The organism is Lacinutrix sp. YIN62 (genome assembly GCF_057219185.1).
Genome location: NZ_JBXVVH010000015.1, coordinates 25,093 through 44,241 on the forward strand (window position 1 = coordinate 25,093; position 19,149 = coordinate 44,241).

The 19,149-nt window shown below is 33.6% G+C and carries 15 protein-coding genes, 1 tRNA gene and 1 riboswitch; of the genes, 7 read left to right on the forward strand and 9 right to left on the reverse strand.

What is annotated here, in order from left to right; translation table 11 throughout:
- Window positions 1-53: 53 nt before the first annotated feature.
- The 9 genes from thiH to AC2D8I_RS11055 all read right to left on the reverse strand — a co-directional run bounded on the left by thiH (window position 54) and on the right by AC2D8I_RS11055 (window position 7,802).
- Window positions 54-1,166 carry a 2-iminoacetate synthase ThiH gene (thiH, locus tag AC2D8I_RS11015; protein ID WP_484706065.1) on the reverse strand — a complete coding sequence of 371 codons (1,113 nt, stop codon included), beginning with the start codon at window positions 1,164-1,166 and terminating at the stop codon, window positions 54-56.
- 4 nt (window positions 1,167-1,170) lie between these two features.
- The gene (locus AC2D8I_RS11020) at window positions 1,171-1,944 is read right to left on the reverse strand and encodes a thiazole synthase (RefSeq protein ID WP_484706066.1); all 774 of its coding nucleotides are present in this window, start codon (window positions 1,942-1,944) and stop codon (window positions 1,171-1,173) included.
- 46 nt (window positions 1,945-1,990) lie between these two features.
- A complete protein-coding gene (gene thiE / locus AC2D8I_RS11025) occupies window positions 1,991-2,632 on the reverse strand; it encodes a thiamine phosphate synthase (protein ID WP_484706067.1) in 642 nt (213 codons plus the stop codon).
- Entirely contained in the window at window positions 2,622-3,389 is a 768-nt protein-coding gene (locus tag AC2D8I_RS11030) for a hydroxymethylpyrimidine/phosphomethylpyrimidine kinase (protein ID WP_484706068.1), read from the reverse strand. Before AC2D8I_RS11030 ends, thiE begins: the two co-directional genes overlap by 11 nt.
- On the reverse strand, window positions 3,390-3,992 hold the full coding sequence (locus AC2D8I_RS11035) for a thiamine phosphate synthase (protein WP_484706069.1): 603 nt from the start codon (window positions 3,990-3,992) through the stop codon (window positions 3,390-3,392).
- A 46-nt stretch (window positions 3,993-4,038) separates the two neighbouring features.
- A complete protein-coding gene (thiC, locus tag AC2D8I_RS11040; protein WP_484706070.1) occupies window positions 4,039-5,898 on the reverse strand; it encodes a phosphomethylpyrimidine synthase ThiC in 1,860 nt (619 codons plus the stop codon).
- A gap of 57 nt (window positions 5,899-5,955) precedes the next feature.
- On the reverse strand, window positions 5,956-6,159 hold the full coding sequence (gene thiS / locus AC2D8I_RS11045) for a sulfur carrier protein ThiS (RefSeq protein ID WP_484706071.1): 204 nt from the start codon (window positions 6,157-6,159) through the stop codon (window positions 5,956-5,958).
- Window positions 6,160-6,244: 85 nt separating this feature from the next.
- A riboswitch (TPP riboswitch) is annotated at window positions 6,245-6,337 on the reverse strand.
- Between the two features lie 68 nt (window positions 6,338-6,405).
- Window positions 6,406-7,020, reverse strand: a complete 615-nt coding sequence (locus tag AC2D8I_RS11050) for a deoxynucleoside kinase (RefSeq protein ID WP_484706072.1) — start codon at window positions 7,018-7,020, stop codon at window positions 6,406-6,408.
- 2 nt (window positions 7,021-7,022) lie between these two features.
- Complete coding sequence (locus AC2D8I_RS11055; protein ID WP_484706073.1) at window positions 7,023-7,802, reverse strand: hypothetical protein; 780 nt, start codon at window positions 7,800-7,802, stop codon at window positions 7,023-7,025.
- 579 nt (window positions 7,803-8,381) lie between these two features.
- Between AC2D8I_RS11055 and AC2D8I_RS11060 the strand changes: the two genes are divergently transcribed.
- From AC2D8I_RS11060 to AC2D8I_RS11090, 7 genes are all read left to right on the forward strand, one after another.
- A complete protein-coding gene (locus AC2D8I_RS11060) occupies window positions 8,382-9,341 on the forward strand; it encodes a GLPGLI family protein (RefSeq protein ID WP_484706137.1) in 960 nt (319 codons plus the stop codon).
- A 42-nt stretch (window positions 9,342-9,383) separates the two neighbouring features.
- A complete protein-coding gene (locus AC2D8I_RS11065; protein ID WP_484706074.1) occupies window positions 9,384-12,116 on the forward strand; it encodes a TonB-dependent receptor in 2,733 nt (910 codons plus the stop codon).
- A 187-nt stretch (window positions 12,117-12,303) separates the two neighbouring features.
- Window positions 12,304-12,385, forward strand: a tRNA-Tyr gene (locus tag AC2D8I_RS11070).
- A 321-nt stretch (window positions 12,386-12,706) separates the two neighbouring features.
- Window positions 12,707-14,224 (forward strand): pyridoxal phosphate-dependent decarboxylase family protein, encoded by a 1,518-nt coding sequence (locus AC2D8I_RS11075; RefSeq protein ID WP_484706075.1) that lies wholly within the window; start codon window positions 12,707-12,709, stop codon window positions 14,222-14,224.
- A complete protein-coding gene (locus AC2D8I_RS11080; RefSeq protein ID WP_484706076.1) occupies window positions 14,221-15,546 on the forward strand; it encodes a lysine N(6)-hydroxylase/L-ornithine N(5)-oxygenase family protein in 1,326 nt (441 codons plus the stop codon). Before AC2D8I_RS11075 ends, AC2D8I_RS11080 begins: the two co-directional genes overlap by 4 nt.
- Before the next feature lie 6 nt (window positions 15,547-15,552).
- Entirely contained in the window at window positions 15,553-16,728 is a 1,176-nt protein-coding gene (locus AC2D8I_RS11085; RefSeq protein ID WP_484706077.1) for an MFS transporter, read from the forward strand.
- Window positions 16,729-16,730: 2 nt separating this feature from the next.
- Window positions 16,731-19,148, forward strand: coding sequence for a GNAT family N-acetyltransferase (locus AC2D8I_RS11090; RefSeq protein ID WP_484706078.1), 2,418 nt, complete (start codon window positions 16,731-16,733; stop codon window positions 19,146-19,148).
- Window position 19,149: the final 1 nt, after the last annotated feature.

Below are 19,149 nucleotides of genomic sequence, written 5' to 3' on the forward strand. Positions count from 1 at the left end.
AACGTGGTTTTTTTGTAATATGAATTCAATTATTTTTGATTAGAATACTTTTTTTAGGGAGTGAACTTTTCCCAATTTTTCCAAACGACTTCAAGTCCTTGTTGTTTTAACATTTTGGTAAAGGCTTCTGTGTTACGTTCGTCCGATATTTCAAATTGCTCTAAAGATTGCTTTTCTACTGTATATCCTCCTGGATTGGTTTTGGATTCTGCACTTATAGAGGTAACCCCTAGATTTACAATGTTGTTTCTAAATATTTCATTTTCACGAGTAGACATTGATAAGTCAAGGTCTTCATCTAATAGTCTAAATGCACAGATGAGTTGTACTAAATCGGCATCAGTCATTGCTACTTTTGGTGTTAATCCTCCAGAATGCGGGCGTAACCGTGGAAATGAAATAGAATATTGGGTTTTCCAATAGGTCTTTTGTAAATATTTTAAATGCAAAGCTGTAAAGAAGCTGTCGGCACGCCAATCTTCCAATCCTAATAAAGTTCCTAAGCCTATTTTATGGATTCCTGCTTTTCCAAGCCTGTCAGGAGTTTCTAAGCGATAATTGAAATTAGATTTTTTCCCTTTAGGGTGGTGTTTTTTATAGGCTTCAGGATGGTACGTTTCTTGATAAACCAAAACAGCATAGAGTCCGCTTTGTTTTAAAAGGGCGTATTCCGCTTGCTCTAAAGGTTGTACTTCTATCGATATGTTTGAAAAATGAGTGCTTATTAGTTGTATGGCCTTATTTATATAATGAACACCTACGGTTTTGTTAGCTTCTCCTGTAACTAGTAAAATATGATCATATCCTTTGGATTTAATATATGTAACTTCTTTAAGAATTTCTTCATTTGTAAGTGTTCGACGCGGGATTTTATTGGTTAAGCTAAATCCGCAATAGGTACATATGTTTTGACATTCATTACTTAAATACATCGGGGCATACATTTGTATGGTATTTCCAAAACGTTTCTCTGTAAGCTGTTTGCTTAGTTGTGCCATTTGCTCCAAGTAGGGTTTTGCAGCAGGAGATAGTAGCGCCTTGAAATCCTCTAAGTTTCGGTTGGGATTCTTTAAAGCTCTTACTACGTCATGCTCGGTTTTGTTAAAAATACTTTTTAAGGTATCGTTCCAATCATAAGTGTTAAATAAGTCTTTAAAGCTGTTCATATTATTATATATTCAAAAAATGGGTTAAAGGACTACTGGCTTCTGCGTGAGTCTTTACTGGGGCTAATTTTGCATTATAGGCCATTCTGCCTGCTTCAACGGCCATTTTAAATGCTCTTGCCATAGCTATAGGGTGTTGTGATACGGCTATGGCTGTATTTACTAATACCGCATCGGCACCTAGTTCCATAGCATAAGCGGCATGTGAAGGTGCACCGATGCCCGCATCTACAATTACAGGGACATTGCTTTGATTGATAATGATCTCTAAAAAATCTTGTGTTTTTAATCCTTTATTACTTCCTATTGGAGAGCCCAATGGCATTACACATTGTGCCCCAACTTCTTCTAGGCGTTTGCAAAGTACTGGATCTGCGTGAATGTATGGCATAACTACAAAGCCTAGTTTTACTAGTTCTTCAGTAGCTTTCAATGTTTCTATGGGGTCTGGTAATAAGTATTTTGGATCTGGATGTATTTCTAGTTTTATCCAGTTGGTTTCTAGGGCCTCTCGAGACAATTGAGCAGCGAAAATAGCTTCTTTGGCATCTCTTACTCCCGAAGTGTTTGGAAGTAGGTTTATTCTAGGGTGCTCTAAATGTGCTAAGATGTCATCATCTTCATCTTGAAGGTCTAGGCGTTTAAGAGCGACAGTGACGAGTTCGCTTTCTGAGGCAGACAATGCATCTTTCATTAATAATGAAGAGCTAAATTTGCCTGTTCCTGTAAACAACCTTGAGAGAAATTCCTTGTCTGCTATTTTTAAAATATCGTACATGTTTTTATTTTTTTTAATCCAATGGAAAGATTAATATGTTTGGGTCTTATTTAAAATTATACGGTTGTTCGTGGTGTATTGGCTCTTTTAGTAGGTTATTAAAATTAGTTATGTTATTAAAATTTTGAGTAATTCCTTTTGAAACGGCAATACCATAGAGTCCTGTGTTTATTAACGCTGAGATATCTTCTAAAGTTATGCCGCCAATGGCAATAATGGGAATGTTAGTTTGTAATTCTTTTATGATTTTAGAATAACCGTTGATTCCTAAAAAAGGACTTAAATTCTTTTTTGTTTCTGTAAAACGGAGTGGCCCTAAGCCTATATAGTCTGCTCTTTTGTCTAGTAATGCGATGCAGTCTTCTAGTGTATTTGCTGTGCCTCCTATAATAAAATGCTCGCCTAAGTATTTACGAACTTCAATAAGGCAAGTGTCGGTTTTACCTAAGTGAACACCGTCTGCTTTTACTTGTTTTGCTATCTTATAATAATCATTTATAATAAGCTTTGTTTGAAACTGTGTTGTAATTCTCCTAGCTTTTTGAGCGGTTTTTAATATGAATTCATTAGTTGTGTTTTTTAACCGTAATTGAATCCACTCTGCTCCAGCAGAGCAGGCGCTCTGAATATTTTCTAGATGTGCTTCAGGAGTTTCTCCTTGTGTAATATAGTGTAATTTACTGATCACTTGTATTGTAATTATGGTTGCCTAATAAGGACGTATTAGACGTTAAAAATTGTTCAGTATATCGCTTGGCATTCCTGCAAGCATCTTCTAAAGTCAAGCTTCGGGATAGATTTGATGCTAATGCAGCCGATAATATGCAACCACTCCCATGTTTCTCATAAACGTTATCAATTCCTGGTTCTAGATTAATTTGTACAATACCGCTATGGTATAGCTCATCCCATCCTTTTTTATCTTTTCTATGTCCGCCTTTTAGATAAAGGTTTGTTTTCGCTGAAATAAAAGCAATGGTTTGTACGATACTCTTATTGGGGATTAAATTTTTTATTTCATCGTAATTAGGAGTGATAATATCACAATGTTCTAAAACGCTTACTAAGAGGTCTAAATTAGATGAGGTGTGAAAATGGAACCCCGAACTGGCCTTAAGTATGGGGTCTAATACTATTTTAATGCTAGGGTTTAACCTACGGAGTGTCTGGATTACTGTTTCTAGGGTGTTCCAAGATTGTATAATCCCTATTTTTACTACGGAAATAGTAAAGCGTTCAAATAAGGTTTCTATTTGAGATATGATCACAGTTTCATTAATCCAAATACAGTCTTTAAGCGTTATATCGTTTTGTATAGTAATAGCAGTGCATACCGATAACCCATATAGATTATGAGCGTCGAATGTTTTGATATCAGAAGTGATTCCTGCTCCACTAGAGGGATCAAATCCCGCAATGGTTAGTATGTGCGGTTTTTGTATCATTTACTCTTGAGTATAATCTTCATAACAACGTTTTATGTTTATAAAACTATCTACTGGGTTTTTTGCGTTCCAAACCCCTCCAAGAATTCCAATCCCTTTAAACCCTAAAGCGATGGTCGCTTCTATAGTATCAGTATTAATACCGCCCATACCTATAATTGTTTTTTTTATAGGATTTACATCAAAGCCTCTACCTTCGTAACCTGCTTTTGATATTGATGAAAATACGGGGCTTAATAAATGATAATCAAATTCAAAATCATTATTGATTAGTTCTTCTGGCTCATGAAAAGAACTACTAATTGTTTTTTCTGTCATGTTTAATTTTAAAAAATACTGGTTGCCGTTTTCTAAGCTATCGCGCCTTTTTTGTTCTTGAAAATGAATACCTTTTAGGTCGTAATCATTTATCAATTCGTGATGGTAGTGCACGATAATTCTGTTGTGGTATTTTTTGTCAATTTGATTTAAGTACTTTGCATGTGCTTCATAATCTTTTGAAGGTTTTCTAAGATGGTAATAAAGCAACCCTTCTTGAAATAACTGTTGTATTATTTCAATTTCATTTAAAAGATCTTCTTCTGGAGAAATAAGTATAATCATTTTGTTCTGTTTTTTATTAAAGTGTTAGAAGGTGATAAAACGTTTATTATAAATATACTTCACTTCCTTTGTCTTTAAACTCTTTAGCTTTTGCTGCCATTCCTTTGGTAAAAACTTCGTCGTCTTTTATTTCATTCGTTGCGGCAAAATCACGAACTTCTTGGGAAATTTTCATAGAACAGAATTTGGGGCCGCACATAGAGCAGAAGTGTGCTATTTTTGCACCTTCAGCAGGGAGAGTTTCATCATGGTATTCTCTTGCTAATTCGGGATCTAATCCAAGATTAAATTGATCTTCCCAACGGAATTCAAAACGAGCTTTACTTAAGGCGTCATCTCTGTGTTGTGCTCCTGGGTGTCCTTTTGCGAGATCGGCTGCGTGAGCAGCTAATTTATAAGTGACTACGCCTGTGCGTACATCGTCTTTATTAGGGAGGCCTAGATGTTCTTTGGGGGTAACATAGCATAACATTGCGCAACCAAACCATCCAATCATAGCAGCTCCTATGCCAGAGGTAATGTGGTCGTATCCTGGCGCAATGTCTGTTGTTAATGGACCTAAGGTATAGAAGGGAGCTTCGTTACAGGCTTCTAATTGTTTGTCCATATTCGCTTTTATTAAATGCATAGGGACATGTCCAGGGCCTTCAATAAAAGTTTGGATATCGTGTTTCCAAGCTGTTTTTGTTAATTCTCCTAAGGTTTCTAATTCTGCAAATTGAGCCTCGTCATTAGCATCGGCAATACAGCCAGGTCGTAGGCCGTCTCCTAAGGAAAAGGCAACGTCGTAAGTTTTCATAATTTCACAAATGTCTTCGAAATGGGTGTATATGAAGCTCTCCTTGTGATGAGCTAAACACCATTTGGCCATAATAGAACCGCCTCTGGATACAATTCCAGTAATACGTTTCGCTGTCATTGGAATATAACGTAAGCGTACACCAGCATGAATGGTAAAGTAATCGACTCCTTGTTCGGCTTGTTCTATTAAGGTATCACGAAAAATTTCCCAAGTTAAGTTCTCTGCGACTCCTTTTACTTTTTCTAAAGCTTGATAAATAGGAACTGTTCCAATAGGTACTGGGGAATTACGTATTATCCATTCGCGTGTTTCATGAATGTTTTCTCCAGTAGAGAGGTCCATAATGTTATCGGCTCCCCAACGGCATGCCCATACAGCTTTCTCTACTTCTTCTTCTATACTTGAGGTGGTTGCCGAATTACCTATGTTAGCGTTTATTTTAACTAAAAAATTACGCCCTAAAATCATGGGTTCACTTTCAGGGTGATTAATGTTTGAAGGGATTACCGCACGACCTCTCGCTATTTCTTCACGAACAAATTCTGCTGTAATTTTAGAGGGGATGCTGGCTCCAAAATCTTGCCCACTATGATGTTGAGACAAGCGGGTTATTTCATCAATGCGTTGGTTTTCACGAATAGCAACATATTCCATTTCGGGAGTAATAATACCTTTTTTTGCATAATGCATTTGAGATACATTTTTTCCTTTTTTTGCTCGTAATGGTTTTTTTAAGTGAGAAAATCGTAGGTGATCTAAGTTTTTATTATTTAAACGTTCATTACAATATTGAGATGAAAAAGTATCAAGTTGCTCTACATCATTTCGGTTTGTAATCCATGGTTCTCTAATACGCTCTATTCCTTTATGGATATTTATATCTTTATCTGGGTCGGTGTAAGGGCCAGAGGTGTCATATATTGTTACAGGTGCATTTGGGATGCGCTTTTTTGTTATCGAATCTATAGTGTCGCTTAATGCAACTTCACGCATAGCGACATTTATTTGCGGGTGAATTTTACCTGCGACATATATTTTTTTAGAACTAGGGAAAGGGTGTCTTGTGACTCCATTTTGTTTAGGAGCAGTGTCTTTTTTTTTCATAATGTTAAAAGAGATGTTGTTATGGTGATTGATTGTGTCGGATGTTCAAGACGAAAATTATCCGCCTTGTGTCGCTTTGATAATTAGCAGGTTGTCCTTGTTTGTTAATACAGTGGAAGACCAATTGTTTTTTAAAACAATACTTTTATTAATAGCAACGGCAATTCCTTTTTGCGTAATGTTTAGGTGTTTTAGAACATCTTGTAATGATATCTCTTGTGGGAAGTTGTATTTTTTTTCATTTACTGTTATTGTAATCATATCTATTTGTATTAAAGGAGACTAAATAGTATGATACTAGTAAAAATATGAAATATAGAAAAGCATAACAATTCCGTGTAATGGAATGATTACTGTAACTTTTCCCTCCGTTGGTATTAACCAAATCAGGTTCTAAGGTTATTTCTCAAACTATTTCTAGCTACTCCTAAAGTCTACATTGTAAATGTAATACTTTAATAGCGAAAAAACAGAAAAATAAAATAGTGATGTAAAAAATAATGGGATTTAAAATAATCCATTAATTTCGGCGTCAATCTTATTAATGATGCTTCCGAGGTCTTCCGGATTGGCAACAAAGTCAAGATTGTCTACGTCTATAATTAATAAATTACCTTTATCATAGCCTGTAATCCAAGCTTCATAACGTTCGTTCAAGCGACTTAAATAATCAATACTTATAGAGTTTTCATAATCCCGTCCGCGTTTATGTATTTGCCCTACAAGATTAGAAATAGAGCTACGGAGGTAAATTAATAAGTCTGGTCCTTCAACAAAACTTTCCATTAATTCAAAAAGGGATTTGTAGTTTTCAAAATCACGATTAGTCATTAAGCCCATTGCATGTAAGTTCGGTGCAAAAATATGAGCATCTTCATAAATCGTACGATCTTGGATAATATCCCTTCCGCTTTCGCGTATTAGCGAAACTTGACGAAAACGGCTATTTAAAAAGTAAACTTGTAAATTAAAGCTCCAGCGTTCCATTTCATTATAGAAATCGTCTAAGTAAGGGTTGTCTACTACATCCTCAAGTTGAGCTTCCCATTTAAAATGTTTTGCTAACAGTTTTGTAAGCGTAGTTTTTCCTGCTCCTATGTTTCCTGCAATGGCAACGTGCATATTTATTCCTTTTTAAGTTGGTATTGGTGGAGATATTTGTCGGTGTAAATATACAGGATTTGGTTGATTACGAAAAACTGATTTATTAATAAATTAGGAATCAAAATGGGTTTAAAGAGATTGGTGTCTTTTTCTAGATAGAATAAGCTGTTTTCTTTCTTTAATATAATATTGTCATTGCTTTCTTTTAAAGCAGAAAAACCTTTGTTTTCTATTTTGAATACTAGGCTGCCAAAGTAGTTGTATGCGTATAGATAGTTTTTGGTAAGTAACCAGCAAGTGTTATAATTACTTGTAATATCTAATACGTCTCCTTTAATAGGTAAGGTTGCTACGCGTGTTTTATTTATTTTGTAGTCAAATAACTCTAATATTTGAGTGTCTTGATTATAAACCCATATCGTGTTGTCGCTTCCTGTAGTGGTATGCGTTACATTTTTATAAGGAGTAAGCTTATTAAAATCTATGTTATAAATTTCGGCTAATCTATTATCTAATATCACCACAGTATTAAAGTTTTTGTAAAATACACTAGTTTTTAGAGGATTAAAAATAGTTACATCTGTAATATGGCCTAGTAAGATGTTGCTGTATTTTAGTGTTTTATTATCTGTTTCAGCAATAAGGGTGTTGTTTTTTATATAAAATAAGGTTTCAAAAGCATTTAAACCAATAAATGTATTTGGATTAAAGTGAGTTTTACTAAGGTATTCTGTTGTTATTTTTTCTTGACCAAGTATAAAAAGTGGTGAAAATAAAAAGATGAAGTATAAGTTTTTCATTGTAAGACCAAAGTACAAAAAACATTTTTTAATACACTAATTTATATCCAAAGCCACGAATATTAATAATTGTATCTTTTTTTAATAGCTCACTAATAAAAAGATCCATGCTTCTTGCATTGTGAAAATCATTATTATTCCATAATTTGAGTTGGAGTAAAGGCCGATCTTTAATTTGATTTTTTATAAGATGAAAGAGTAAGTGTATTTCGTGAAGTGTGAGTTGAATACTATTAACAAGAACCTTATTTAAATTAGGATTACCACTAACTACAGTTGCTGTTTTCTTTATTTAGCTTAAATAATTGATTTAAATCCTAAAGAAGATTGAGCTTCTAGAACCTAAAAAGAGGGAAATAATACAGAAAAGATAGAAGGAGATGAAAATGCGATATAATAAGCCTTAAGAGGTGGGGAAGTACAGAAATTACTATTGAAGGGAAATCACAATTACTTTTGTTTTTAAGAAAACATTAACATGTTGAAATTAAACTTTATAGAGGATGCAGAGTCATAATAGTTATTAATAATTGTATTTTTGGTGGTAATGCGCTAATAATTAACTTAATACTTGAAATGATGAGGTTAACCATAACGAAATATTTAATAGCTATTGTATCTGTTTTAAGCCCAATTTTAGGATGTGCCCAAGATGGCTTTCAAGGTGTGGCTACTTATCAATCTAAAACTTCAGTAGATCTAGAGCAATGGGGAGGAGGACAAATGAGTCCTGAGCGAAAGAAAATGATAATGGATAGAATGAAAAGTATGCTTGAAAAAACATATACCCTAACGTTTAATAAAGAAGAATCTCTTTACAAAGAAGAAGAGAAGTTAGAGGCGCCTGGAGCTCGAGGCGGATTTAGAGGGATGATGGGGAGTTTTATTGCTGGAGCACAGTACAAAAATGTTAAAGAAGATCAGTTTTTGCAGGATCAAGAGTTTTTTGGAAAACAATTTTTGATAAAAGAAAACCTTCAGAAGTTGGAATGGAAGATGACTGGAGAAACAAAGCAGATTGGACAGTATTTATGTATGAAGGCCGTTGCTATAAAAAAAGGCGATGAGATGGATTTTATGAATATGCGTAGAAAACGTAAAAATGAAACAAATAAAACCAATGGAAATGATGCTAAAAACGGTAAAGAAGTAGAAGCTGCCGAAAAAGGAGGAGATACTTTAGTAACAGCATCTTCCAATAATAAAACTACAGATTTATTATCTGATATCGAAGTGCCTAAAGAAATAGCGGTTACTGCGTGGTATACTATGCAAGTGCCAGTAAGTCAAGGGCCAGGCGAGTATTGGGGGCTTCCAGGGTTAATATTAGAGGTAAATGCTGGTAAAACCACTGTTTTGTGTTCTAAGATTGTTATGAATCCAAAGGAGAAAACAGAAATAAAAAAACCAACAAAAGGAAAAGAAGTAACCAAACAAGAGTATAACGATATTGTCAAGAAAAAGATGGCGGAAATGCGTGAAATGTATGGCGGTAGGAATCGTGGCGGTAACCGAGGAAGAGGTGGCAGAGGGCGCTAAGTTATTACAAATTGCCCATATTAAATAAACCAATTAAATAGAATGAAAAAAACAATCATATTGTTGCTATTACTGGTGACCAGCATAACATATGCTCAAATTAAACTTGAAGGTATTGTTAAAGATAGTATAGGAAATCCTTTAGAATTAGCTAATGTAGTGGCTATAAATCAGGAAACAAGTATTTTAGATTCATACGGAATAACTAATGATCAAGGGCGATATAAATTGTCTTTACAGGAAAATACGAAGTATAAACTTCAGATAAGTTATATTGGAATGAAAACTAAGGAGGCTCTTTTAGAGGCCAAAGAAGTAGATCTGTTTAAAGAATTTACTCTGCAAAACGACGCTGCTTTAGATGAAATAGAACTGGTCTATGAAATGCCTGTAACAATAAAAGGAGATACTATAATTTATAATGCAGATTCTTTTAAAAGTGGGACAGAACGTAAGCTAGGCGATGTATTGGAAAAATTACCAGGAGTAGAAATTAATGATGATGGGCAAATTGAAGTAGAAGGTAAGGTGGTTTCTAAGGTTATGGTAGAAGGTAAAGACTTTTTTGATGGGGATTCTAAATTAGCTACCGAGAATATTCCTGCTGATGCTGTAGATAAGGTTCAGGTTTTGAAAAATCATGCCGAAGTAGGGCAATTAAGTGGCGTGCAAAATAATCAAGATAATATAGCGATAAATATTAAACTGAAAGAAGGGAAAAAGAATTTTTGGTTTGGAACAATAACGGCTGGCGGGGGAGTCTCAGATGATATGACATTGTATCTTGGACAGCCCAAATTGTTTTATTATAGTCCAGAGTATAGTGTAAATTTAATAGGAGATTTAAATAATATAGGCGAGATTGCTTTTACTCGTCGTGATTATTTTAATTTTTCAGGAGGGTTTAGAAATCCGAGTAGTCAAAGTGGAACAAATATAGACTTAGGAAGTAATGGTTTAGGTTTTTTATCACTTCAAAATAACAACGCTAAAGATATTAATACCAAATTTGGAGCGGCCAATTTTAGCTATTCACCAGAAAAGACCTTAGACCTTTCAGGTTTTGCTATTTTTTCTAATAGTCGTATAGAATTACAAGAAAATAGTACTACAACATTTAATGCTGTACCGGATAACCCTGATATTCCTGGAGACGATGCCTTGCCCGAATCTAGCGAAAATACCATGAGTAATACCCGACAAAGTAGCGATTTAGGAATGCTTAAATTAAGTGCTAAATACAAGCCTGACTCAAACAATCAATTGGAGTATGATGTAATGGGAAGATTGTCTAAGGAGTCTCAAGATCAAAATGTATTCTCCTCAAGGATAGGAGCGGTAAATGAGTTTGAAAAAACGAAACCTTATAGTATTTATCAGAATGTAAATTATTATTATACAGCAAATGAAAATAATATTTTTGCCTTTGAAGCTCAACATAAGTTGCAAGATGAAGATCCGTTTTATAATGCATATTTAGAAGATAAAGCAAATTATGAAGCTACAGCAGATGCTTTAGGCTTAGATAACCTTCAAGTAGGCTATGATGTTACTCAAGAGAAACGCGTTCAATCCAATCAATTAGACGCTAAGCTAGATTACTGGAACGTACTTAATACAAAAAGTAACATCAATTTTACTTTGGGAACGATATATAGTCAACAACAATTTGATACCGAATTATTTCAAATTCTGGACAATGGTTTAAGGTTTCAGCCAGTACCACTTATTAATGACGGAATGGATGTTAATGATATAAAATATACTTTTAATGATATATATTTAGGAGCACATTATAGATTCAAAACTGGAAAGTTTACGTTTACACCAGGAGTATCTGCACATGCATATAGTTCTAAAAACACCCAAATAGATACAGAATATAAAGATGATTTTTTTCGCGTATTACCAGATTTTAATATGCGCATTCAGTTAAAAAAAAGTGAACAGCTAATATTAAATTATCGTATGCAAACACAATTTACAGATGTTACGCAGTTAGCCAAAGGATTAGTTCTTAATAAATATAATGCCTTGTATATCGGGAATCCAGAATTGGAGAGTGCAATTGCTCATAATGTGAATCTATCTTATTTTAGCTTTAATTTGTTTAATTATACCAATGTATTTGCGAATCTTTCATATATCAAAAATATAGACCGAATAAGAACATCTTCTGTAGGAAATGTAATCAGAACATCTACACCTTTCAATTCAGATTTTGCTGATGAAAGCTTAAATGCAACGGGACGATTCCAAAGAACATTCGGAAAGTTAAAAGCAACAGTAAGAGGCCGCTTTAATTACTCTAAAATTAATATTATAAACGGCGGTAGTGTACAGCAAAATGAAAACTACACTCAAACATATAATTTGGGATTAAGTACAAACTTTAGAGACGCTCCAAATTTTGATTTAGGATATCGTTATACACTTCAAGATAACGATCAAGGAGCTGTACGTTCTAAATTTTTTACCCACGCGCCATTTATTGAATTTGATGCTTTGATATTTAAGACCGTAACCTTTAAAACAGATTATACCTTCAATGATTTTAGAGATGAAGAGCGCTCAATAAATACGTATGAGTTTTGGAATGCATCATTATCTTATAGAAAAAATGCAGAGAGTAAACTTGAATATGAATTGAAGACAACTAATTTATTGGATGCAAAATCACAAAATAATACGAGTAACGGAAATATTTCTGTGACTACAACCGAATATTTTATCCAACCACGATTCTTAACAATAAGAGTTATTTATAGTTTATAATATTGAGGAGACTCCTATTTTTATTAAAAAGCACGCGATATGTGCAAAATAATATAGCACATTATTTTTTTAGAGTTTTTTTGTTCTTTTAAATGATTCATTATCAGTTAAGTTTATTTTTATTTAAAAAAGATGCTCTTTTTATTTTGCACATTTATAAAACTTAGATATATTTGCACTCGGTTTTGGGGAGATACTCAAGCGGCCAACGAGGGCAGACTGTAAATCTGCTGACTATGTCTTCGCAGGTTCGAATCCTGCTCTCCCCACTAAAATATAAAAGATCTATACGAAAGTATAGATCTTTTTTTGTTATACACCGTTTTTCCTATATAGGTCAACTACAATTTTTGCTTAGTCCACAACTTTTAAGCATGATCCATGATCCCCCATGATTACCTTTTAGATTATATTTCTTTACTTGTTTTCAACATTTTATTCTAGTGAACAGGATAATGTTGTGCTTAAGATGTTGTTCGTTAGTGTTTTGAATTTTTTAGTCGAAGTGACGTCTTTTTTTTTTCTTATTGCGTCATTAATTTGGATATAAGGTTTAATAATTTTGTGTTAATTAAGACTAAATAAAAATAATGATTCTAAATGAACTCCCTCAGTTAAAAGAATTGTCGTTAAATAATCACCTTTTTAATAACGAATCTTTAAAGTTATACGAAGAGTATACCTTAAAAACCTTAGGATACATCCAAAAATTTTTAGCCAGTAGAGCATTTTATAAGGGCGATGATATTCAACAAATAGAACAGGATAAACTAAGCGCTAAACTTAGTAATATTACAGAAGCAAATTCAATAGATAATGCGCTTGAAGAGTTAAATGAACTGTATGTAAAGAATGCTATAGCATTTCACAATCCTAATTATGTAGCACATTTAAATTGTCCAATAACACTACCATCTATTGTCGCAGAAATGCTGGCGACAAGTATTAATACGGCTGTAGAAACTTGGGATCAAAGTACTTCGGCAACATTTATAGAACAAGAAGTTATAAAGTGGATTAATAAAGAGTTTAAGCTCGGTGAAAAATCGGATGGCGTATTTACAAGTGGCGGGACGCAATCTAATTTTATAGCTTTATTAATGGCGCGAGACCATTATGCATTTGAAAAATATGGTGTCAATATTAAACAGAATGGCTGGTCAGATGAAGTAAATAAATTTAAAATATTTTGTTCAGAAAAATCTCACTTTAGCATAAAAAAGAACGCCGCTTTATTAGGTCTGGGCTATGATTCGGTTATCCCTGTTAAAGTCGATCATGAAATGAAAATGGATCCAGCGGCATTAGTATTAGCTATAGAAAAAACCAAACAAGAAGGGAATAAGCCAATTGCTGTAGTTGCTACATTAGGAACTACAGATTATGGTAGTTTCGATCCTGTAAAAACGATAGGAGCGATCGCAAAAAAACACGACATGTGGTTACATGTAGATGGTGCTTATGGCGGTTGTTTTGTGTTAACAGATACTCATAAACACTATTTTGAAGGTGTAGAAATGGCAGATTCCATTACAATAGATTTTCATAAAACATTATTTCAACCGGTGTGTTGTAGTGCTTTTTTGATACAGAATAAAAAACATTTTCAATACGTATCTTATTACGCCGATTATTTAAACCCGATTGAAGATAAAGATGCTCAACGCCCTAATTTAATTGAAAAATCGATACAAACGACTCGGCGTTTCGATGCTTTAAAAGTGTGGTTAACGCTAAAAACACTAGGAGTGAAAACGATAGCTTCTTATTTAGAAGAAGTACATTATTTAACAAAGCAAGTGTATGCAAAAATGCGTGCCAATCCTAGTTTTGAACTTGTGCATGTTCCAGAGTTAAGTACCCTAGTATTTCGATATAAAAACTCAGAAGCAGATTACGAACCAACTCATGATAAAGTAAACTTACATATAAAAAACACATTGTATAAATCGGGAAAAGCTTCAGTAGCAAGTACTAAGCTTAACGGTAATATATACTTGAAGTTTACATTACTTAACCCTAAAAACACAATAAATAATATGTTAAATATTATTGAGATGATAGAAGATACAGGGAAGAAATATCAACCTAAAACAGAAGCATTATGAAGCAGAATATAGTAGCAGATTTTATCGCCATTGGTGTTGGGCCATTTAATTTAGGCTTAGCATGTTTAACAGAACCTATAGACGGTTTGAATGGTATTTTCTTAGATAAAAAGGAGTGTTTTAATTGGCATCCAGGCATGTTGTTGGAGGATACAACCTTACAAGTGCCTTTTATGGCCGATTTAGTTACATTAGCAGATCCAACGAGTCCATTTAGTTTTTTAAATTATATAAAAGAACAAGGCCGTATCTATTCTTTTTACATAAGAGAAAACTTTTTGTTGTTGCGTAATGAATACAATCATTATTGCCAATGGGCAATTCAAAAGTTGCAAAATGTGTATTTCAATACAGAGGTAACGCATATCCATTATCAAGAAGAACAAAAAATATATGTCGTTACCAGTGTTTGCACCAAAACAAAAGCAATAAAAATTTATAAAGCAAAAAAAATTGTACTAGGAACAGGGACACCTCCTTATATTCCTGAATCGTGTAAAACTTTGAAAGGAAAGGCGATTCACTCCTCTCAATATTTGGATCACAAGCAAGAACTTCAAACACATAATAAAATTACAGTTTTAGGTAGCGGACAAAGTGCTGCCGAAATTTTTTATGATTTATTGCAAGATGTAGATGTGTTAGACTATGAATTACATTGGATCACCAGATCTCCTCGGTTTTTCCCTTTAGAGTATTCAAAATTAACCTTAGAAATGACTTCTCCTGAATATGTAGATTATTTCTATAATTTACCTGTAGAGAAACGAGATGATCTGATAAAAAATCAAAAACACCTTTATAAAGGAATCAATCAAGATTTAATAGCTGCAATTTATGATACATTGTATGCGAAAAAAATCACTTCTAAGCATAATATTAAGGTTGCTCTTCGTGCAAATACGGAATTAGTAAGTACAAAATTAAAAGCAGAAACTGTTCAGGTTGAATTACACCAAGTAGAGCAAGATAAGTGTTTTCTACACGAAACAGAACGCCTAATACTCGCAACAGGCTACTCTTACCAATTGCCCAATTTTGTAGCGGGAATTTCAAATAGAATTAAATGGGACGATAAAAACCGTTTTGATGTCGCTAGGAATTATAGTATAGATAAAAATGAAAACGAAATTTTTGTACAAAATGCAGAATTGCATTCGCATGGGTTTGTAACACCAGATTTAGGGATGGCAGCTTATAGAAATTCCTATATAATTAAAGTCTTAACCGGAGTCGAACATTACCCTATTGAAACCCAAATAGCATTTCAAGAATTTGGCGTTTCTAAAGCAGAAGCAGGTATTATGAATGTGTTAAAATAACCAAGAATGAAGCTTAAAAATTTTTTGATTTTAATGACACTGATAGCTGTGGTTAGTGATTACTTACTTCACCCTTTCTATCCGCAATTCTTTGAATTGCGTTTTGGGATTACAAATCCAGAATTAGTTGGATATTATTTTGCAGCGATCTGTTTTATGGTTATGATTGCGTTTCCTTTTTGGGCATATGTTTCAAAAAAAATATCAGAACTAAACATTTTAGTATATACACAGTTTATTGCAGGGGTTTTAGCATTCTATTGTTATTATACCGAGTCATACACGACGTTCTGGATCGTTTCTTTAATTATGGTTTTGTTTAAAGGAAGTTATTTATTAGTGTATCCTTACATTTTAAAAATCATAACCAAAGAAGAGCATCCAAGTACCATAGGCTTATTATCTGTAGTCGTACATTTAGGCGGTGTCTTGGGGGCTGTTATTGGAGGAGTAACTGTAGATTACATACATCCAAGTACTATTTTTTTAATCATGGCTCTAGGAGATTTCATTCAAATGGGAATGAGTGGGTATTTATTGCAAAGTAAAAAGTATAACACTAAATTAATCATCCCAGAAGTTGTAAAAACAGATGAGAAATTAATCCCCAAGGGGTTTATTTTAAAATTAGGATTAATAACATTGATCTTATATTTCAGTGATTTTCTAATCAGACCATTCTTTTCATTGTATTGGGAAAGTTTTTCAGTTTATAAAACCAAATTAGTGTCAGGAAGTATTTATGCCATCCCTGGTTTTGTTGCTTTAGTGACTCTTTGGATAAATAATAGGCGTAAAGAAAATCAAGGACATAAAGGGATTGTAAATGCTTTATGTATAGGCGGAATAGGTTTGTTTTTACAAGGCATTCCTTCTGATGCATTTGTAATTATAGGACGAATAATTTACGGCTGGGCTATTTTTCAAGGTGTAGTGAAATTTGATGTTTTGTTGTTTGAATTAAGCTCCCCAGAACGCTATGGGATAGATTATAGTAAAGTGCATTTCTTTCAAAATTTAGGGGTTTTAATAGCGTCTTTAAGTGCTGGTTTGTTAGTCGATAATTATGGTTTGCAAATTCCTTTTATAGTGGCGTTGTCTGGATTTGTTACCACTTTAGTATTGTACTTTTTTGTTTTTAAATCCATAAGAGTTTCCCCTAAACAATTAGCAAAAACATAAGTATGGAGATCGAAAATAAAATCATTTTCAAACAAAATTATAAGGCCTTTGGTAATATAACAATGCGTCCATTTGATGTTGAAACGGATAGTGTGTTTTTACAGTCATGGGTTGTAAAAGATTATGCCGTTTTTTGGGATATGCAGCAGGCTTCGTTGCAAGAGGTAAAAGAAGAGTATACTAGGCTATCTCAACCTAATCATTATGATGTTTTTGTAGGAGAGTATAATAACGAACCAGCCTTTGTGTTAGAACGTTATACTCCTAAATATGATGTGATTAGTGATTTTTATAAGGCAGAAAATACCGATTGTGGCGTCCATATTATTGTGGCACCGCCAAAGCCCCCTAAAATAGCCAATTTTACATGGTTTATGTTTCGAGCAATTATGGATTTTGTCTTCTCAGATTCACGAGTGCACAGGATTTTAGTAGAACCAGATATTAGAAATAAAAAAATGTTTGCATTGTGTGCAAGGTTAGGTTTTCAGTTAGATAAAATAATAGAACTTCCTCACAAAATAGCACAGTTAGCATTTTTAACCAAAGAGAACTACGAACAAGAAATAAAATCATTTTTACCTTCAAAAAGAAGTAACATGAATACAGTAAATAATGTGGTGTCCCCACAACAGTCCACGAAGCATATACAACCAAAAAAATGGCAGCAAGCCAATCGATTGTTGGTGAAAAAAGCTTTGTGTGAGTTTTCACATGAATTATTAATTCAACCAGTAATAGTTGAACGTTTAAGTAATGGTTACCATTACTATAAATTAGATACAGATACAGATGAGATTTACTATGAATTTAAAGCGAAACCATTAGCCTTAAACCATTATTTAATAGAAGAAAACTCTATTAAGAAATTAGTGAGAGGGGCTGAAGAAGCGTTGGATGCTGTTTTTTTTATAAAAGAGATTAGGAAATCTTTAGGGATAACAAAAGAAAAGATGCCTCTGTATTTAGAGGAAATTATTAGTACTTTATATGGAAGTGCATTTAAAATATCTAAAGGAAACCCTACGGCAAAGGAACTTGCTATAGCTGATTTTCAGACAATAGAGCAATCCATGACCGAAGGCCACCCAGGATTTGTCGCTAATAATGGTAGAATTGGATTTGATAGTACAGACTACCGTTCGTATGCGCCCGAATCTGGAAATACATTTTCTTTATTGTGGTTGGCCGGACACAAAATGAAAGCAGTGTATGCCGCCATAGAATCCTTACCTTATGAAACATTAATTCAGCAAGAATTAGCTCCAGAAACTATTGCCAAATTCAAAACTATTATTCAAGATAAAGGCTATAATGCTACGGACTATTTATTGATCCCAATTCATCCATGGCAATGGTTTAATAAGTTGGCGAATATTTTTGCTCCAGAAGTAGCTAAAGGAGATTTAATTTGTCTAGGGTATGGGCCAGACCAATATTTAGCACAACAATCTATTAGAACACTGTTTAATACATCACACCCCAAAAAATTCTATACTAAATCCGCTTTATCTATCTTAAATATGGGGTTTATGCGTGGATTACCATTATATTATCTTGGAACAGCTCCAAAAATGGCAATTTGGTTAGAGAACCTGTTGTATAATGACAGCTATATTCAAGAAAACGGATTTAGAATGCTAAGTGAAATTGCTACTATAAGTTATGTGAATCCTTATTTTGAAGAATTTGGACCACACAACGATTATAATAAAATGTTAGCTTCACTATGGCGAGAGAGTCCGTATTCAGTAGTTAAAGACAATCAAAAACCGATAACTATGGCAGCTCTACTTCATATAGATCATTATGGTAAAGCACTGTTGCCAGAGATTATAAAAGATTCTGGGATTACAATTGACGATTGGATACGTAAGTATTTACAAGCTTATTTAAGTCCGATGTTACACTGTTTTTATTATTATGATTTGGTGTTTATGCCTCATGGAGAAAATATTATTATGGTGTTAGAAGACAACATTCCTGTATATACTTTACTAAAAGATATTACAGAAGAAGCTTGTATTTTAAGTCCAGAGGTTGTATTACCAGAGCATTTAAAACGAATGTATGCTCCGGTTCCTGAAGATGTAAAACTATTATCCATTTTTACAGATATATTCGATGGTTTTTTTCGTTTTTTAGCATCAATTTTAGAAGAGCATGCCGCTTATAGAGAAACTCAATTTTGGGAACTAGTTGCCGAAAATATACAAGAATATCAAGCGCGTTTTCCTCAGTTATTAAGTAAATTTGAACGCTATGATTTGTTTGCAAGTAATTTTAAATTGTCATGTTTAAATAGGCTACAATTAAACAATCATAAGCAAATGATTGATTTAGATGATCCTGTAGCATTACTTCAATTTGCAGGCGAACTTGAGAATCCAATTGCGCAATTTAAAATACAAGAAGCGTAGT

Bases quoted from the DNA above. Each gene is read 5' to 3' on its own strand.
- thiH (WP_484706065.1), bottom strand. From the start codon at position 1,166: ATGAACAGCTTTAAAGACTTATTTAACACTTATGATTGGAACGATACC.
- AC2D8I_RS11020 (WP_484706066.1), bottom strand. From the start codon at position 1,944: ATGTACGATATTTTAAAAATAGCAGACAAGGAATTTCTCTCAAGGTTG.
- AC2D8I_RS11030 (WP_484706068.1), bottom strand. From the start codon at position 3,389: ATGATACAAAAACCGCACATACTAACCATTGCGGGATTTGATCCCTCT.
- AC2D8I_RS11035 (WP_484706069.1), bottom strand. From the start codon at position 3,992: ATGATTATACTTATTTCTCCAGAAGAAGATCTTTTAAATGAAATTGAA.
- thiC (WP_484706070.1), bottom strand. From the start codon at position 5,898: ATGAAAAAAAAAGACACTGCTCCTAAACAAAATGGAGTCACAAGACAC.
- thiS (WP_484706071.1), bottom strand. From the start codon at position 6,159: ATGATTACAATAACAGTAAATGAAAAAAAATACAACTTCCCACAAGAG.
- AC2D8I_RS11050 (WP_484706072.1), bottom strand. From the start codon at position 7,020: ATGCACGTTGCCATTGCAGGAAACATAGGAGCAGGAAAAACTACGCTT.
- AC2D8I_RS11055 (WP_484706073.1), bottom strand. From the start codon at position 7,802: ATGAAAAACTTATACTTCATCTTTTTATTTTCACCACTTTTTATACTT.
- AC2D8I_RS11060 (WP_484706137.1), top strand. From the start codon at position 8,382: ATGAGGTTAACCATAACGAAATATTTAATAGCTATTGTATCTGTTTTA.
- AC2D8I_RS11065 (WP_484706074.1), top strand. From the start codon at position 9,384: ATGAAAAAAACAATCATATTGTTGCTATTACTGGTGACCAGCATAACA.
- AC2D8I_RS11075 (WP_484706075.1), top strand. From the start codon at position 12,707: ATGATTCTAAATGAACTCCCTCAGTTAAAAGAATTGTCGTTAAATAAT.
- AC2D8I_RS11080 (WP_484706076.1), top strand. From the start codon at position 14,221: ATGAAGCAGAATATAGTAGCAGATTTTATCGCCATTGGTGTTGGGCCA.
- AC2D8I_RS11085 (WP_484706077.1), top strand. From the start codon at position 15,553: ATGAAGCTTAAAAATTTTTTGATTTTAATGACACTGATAGCTGTGGTT.
- AC2D8I_RS11090 (WP_484706078.1), top strand. From the start codon at position 16,731: ATGGAGATCGAAAATAAAATCATTTTCAAACAAAATTATAAGGCCTTT.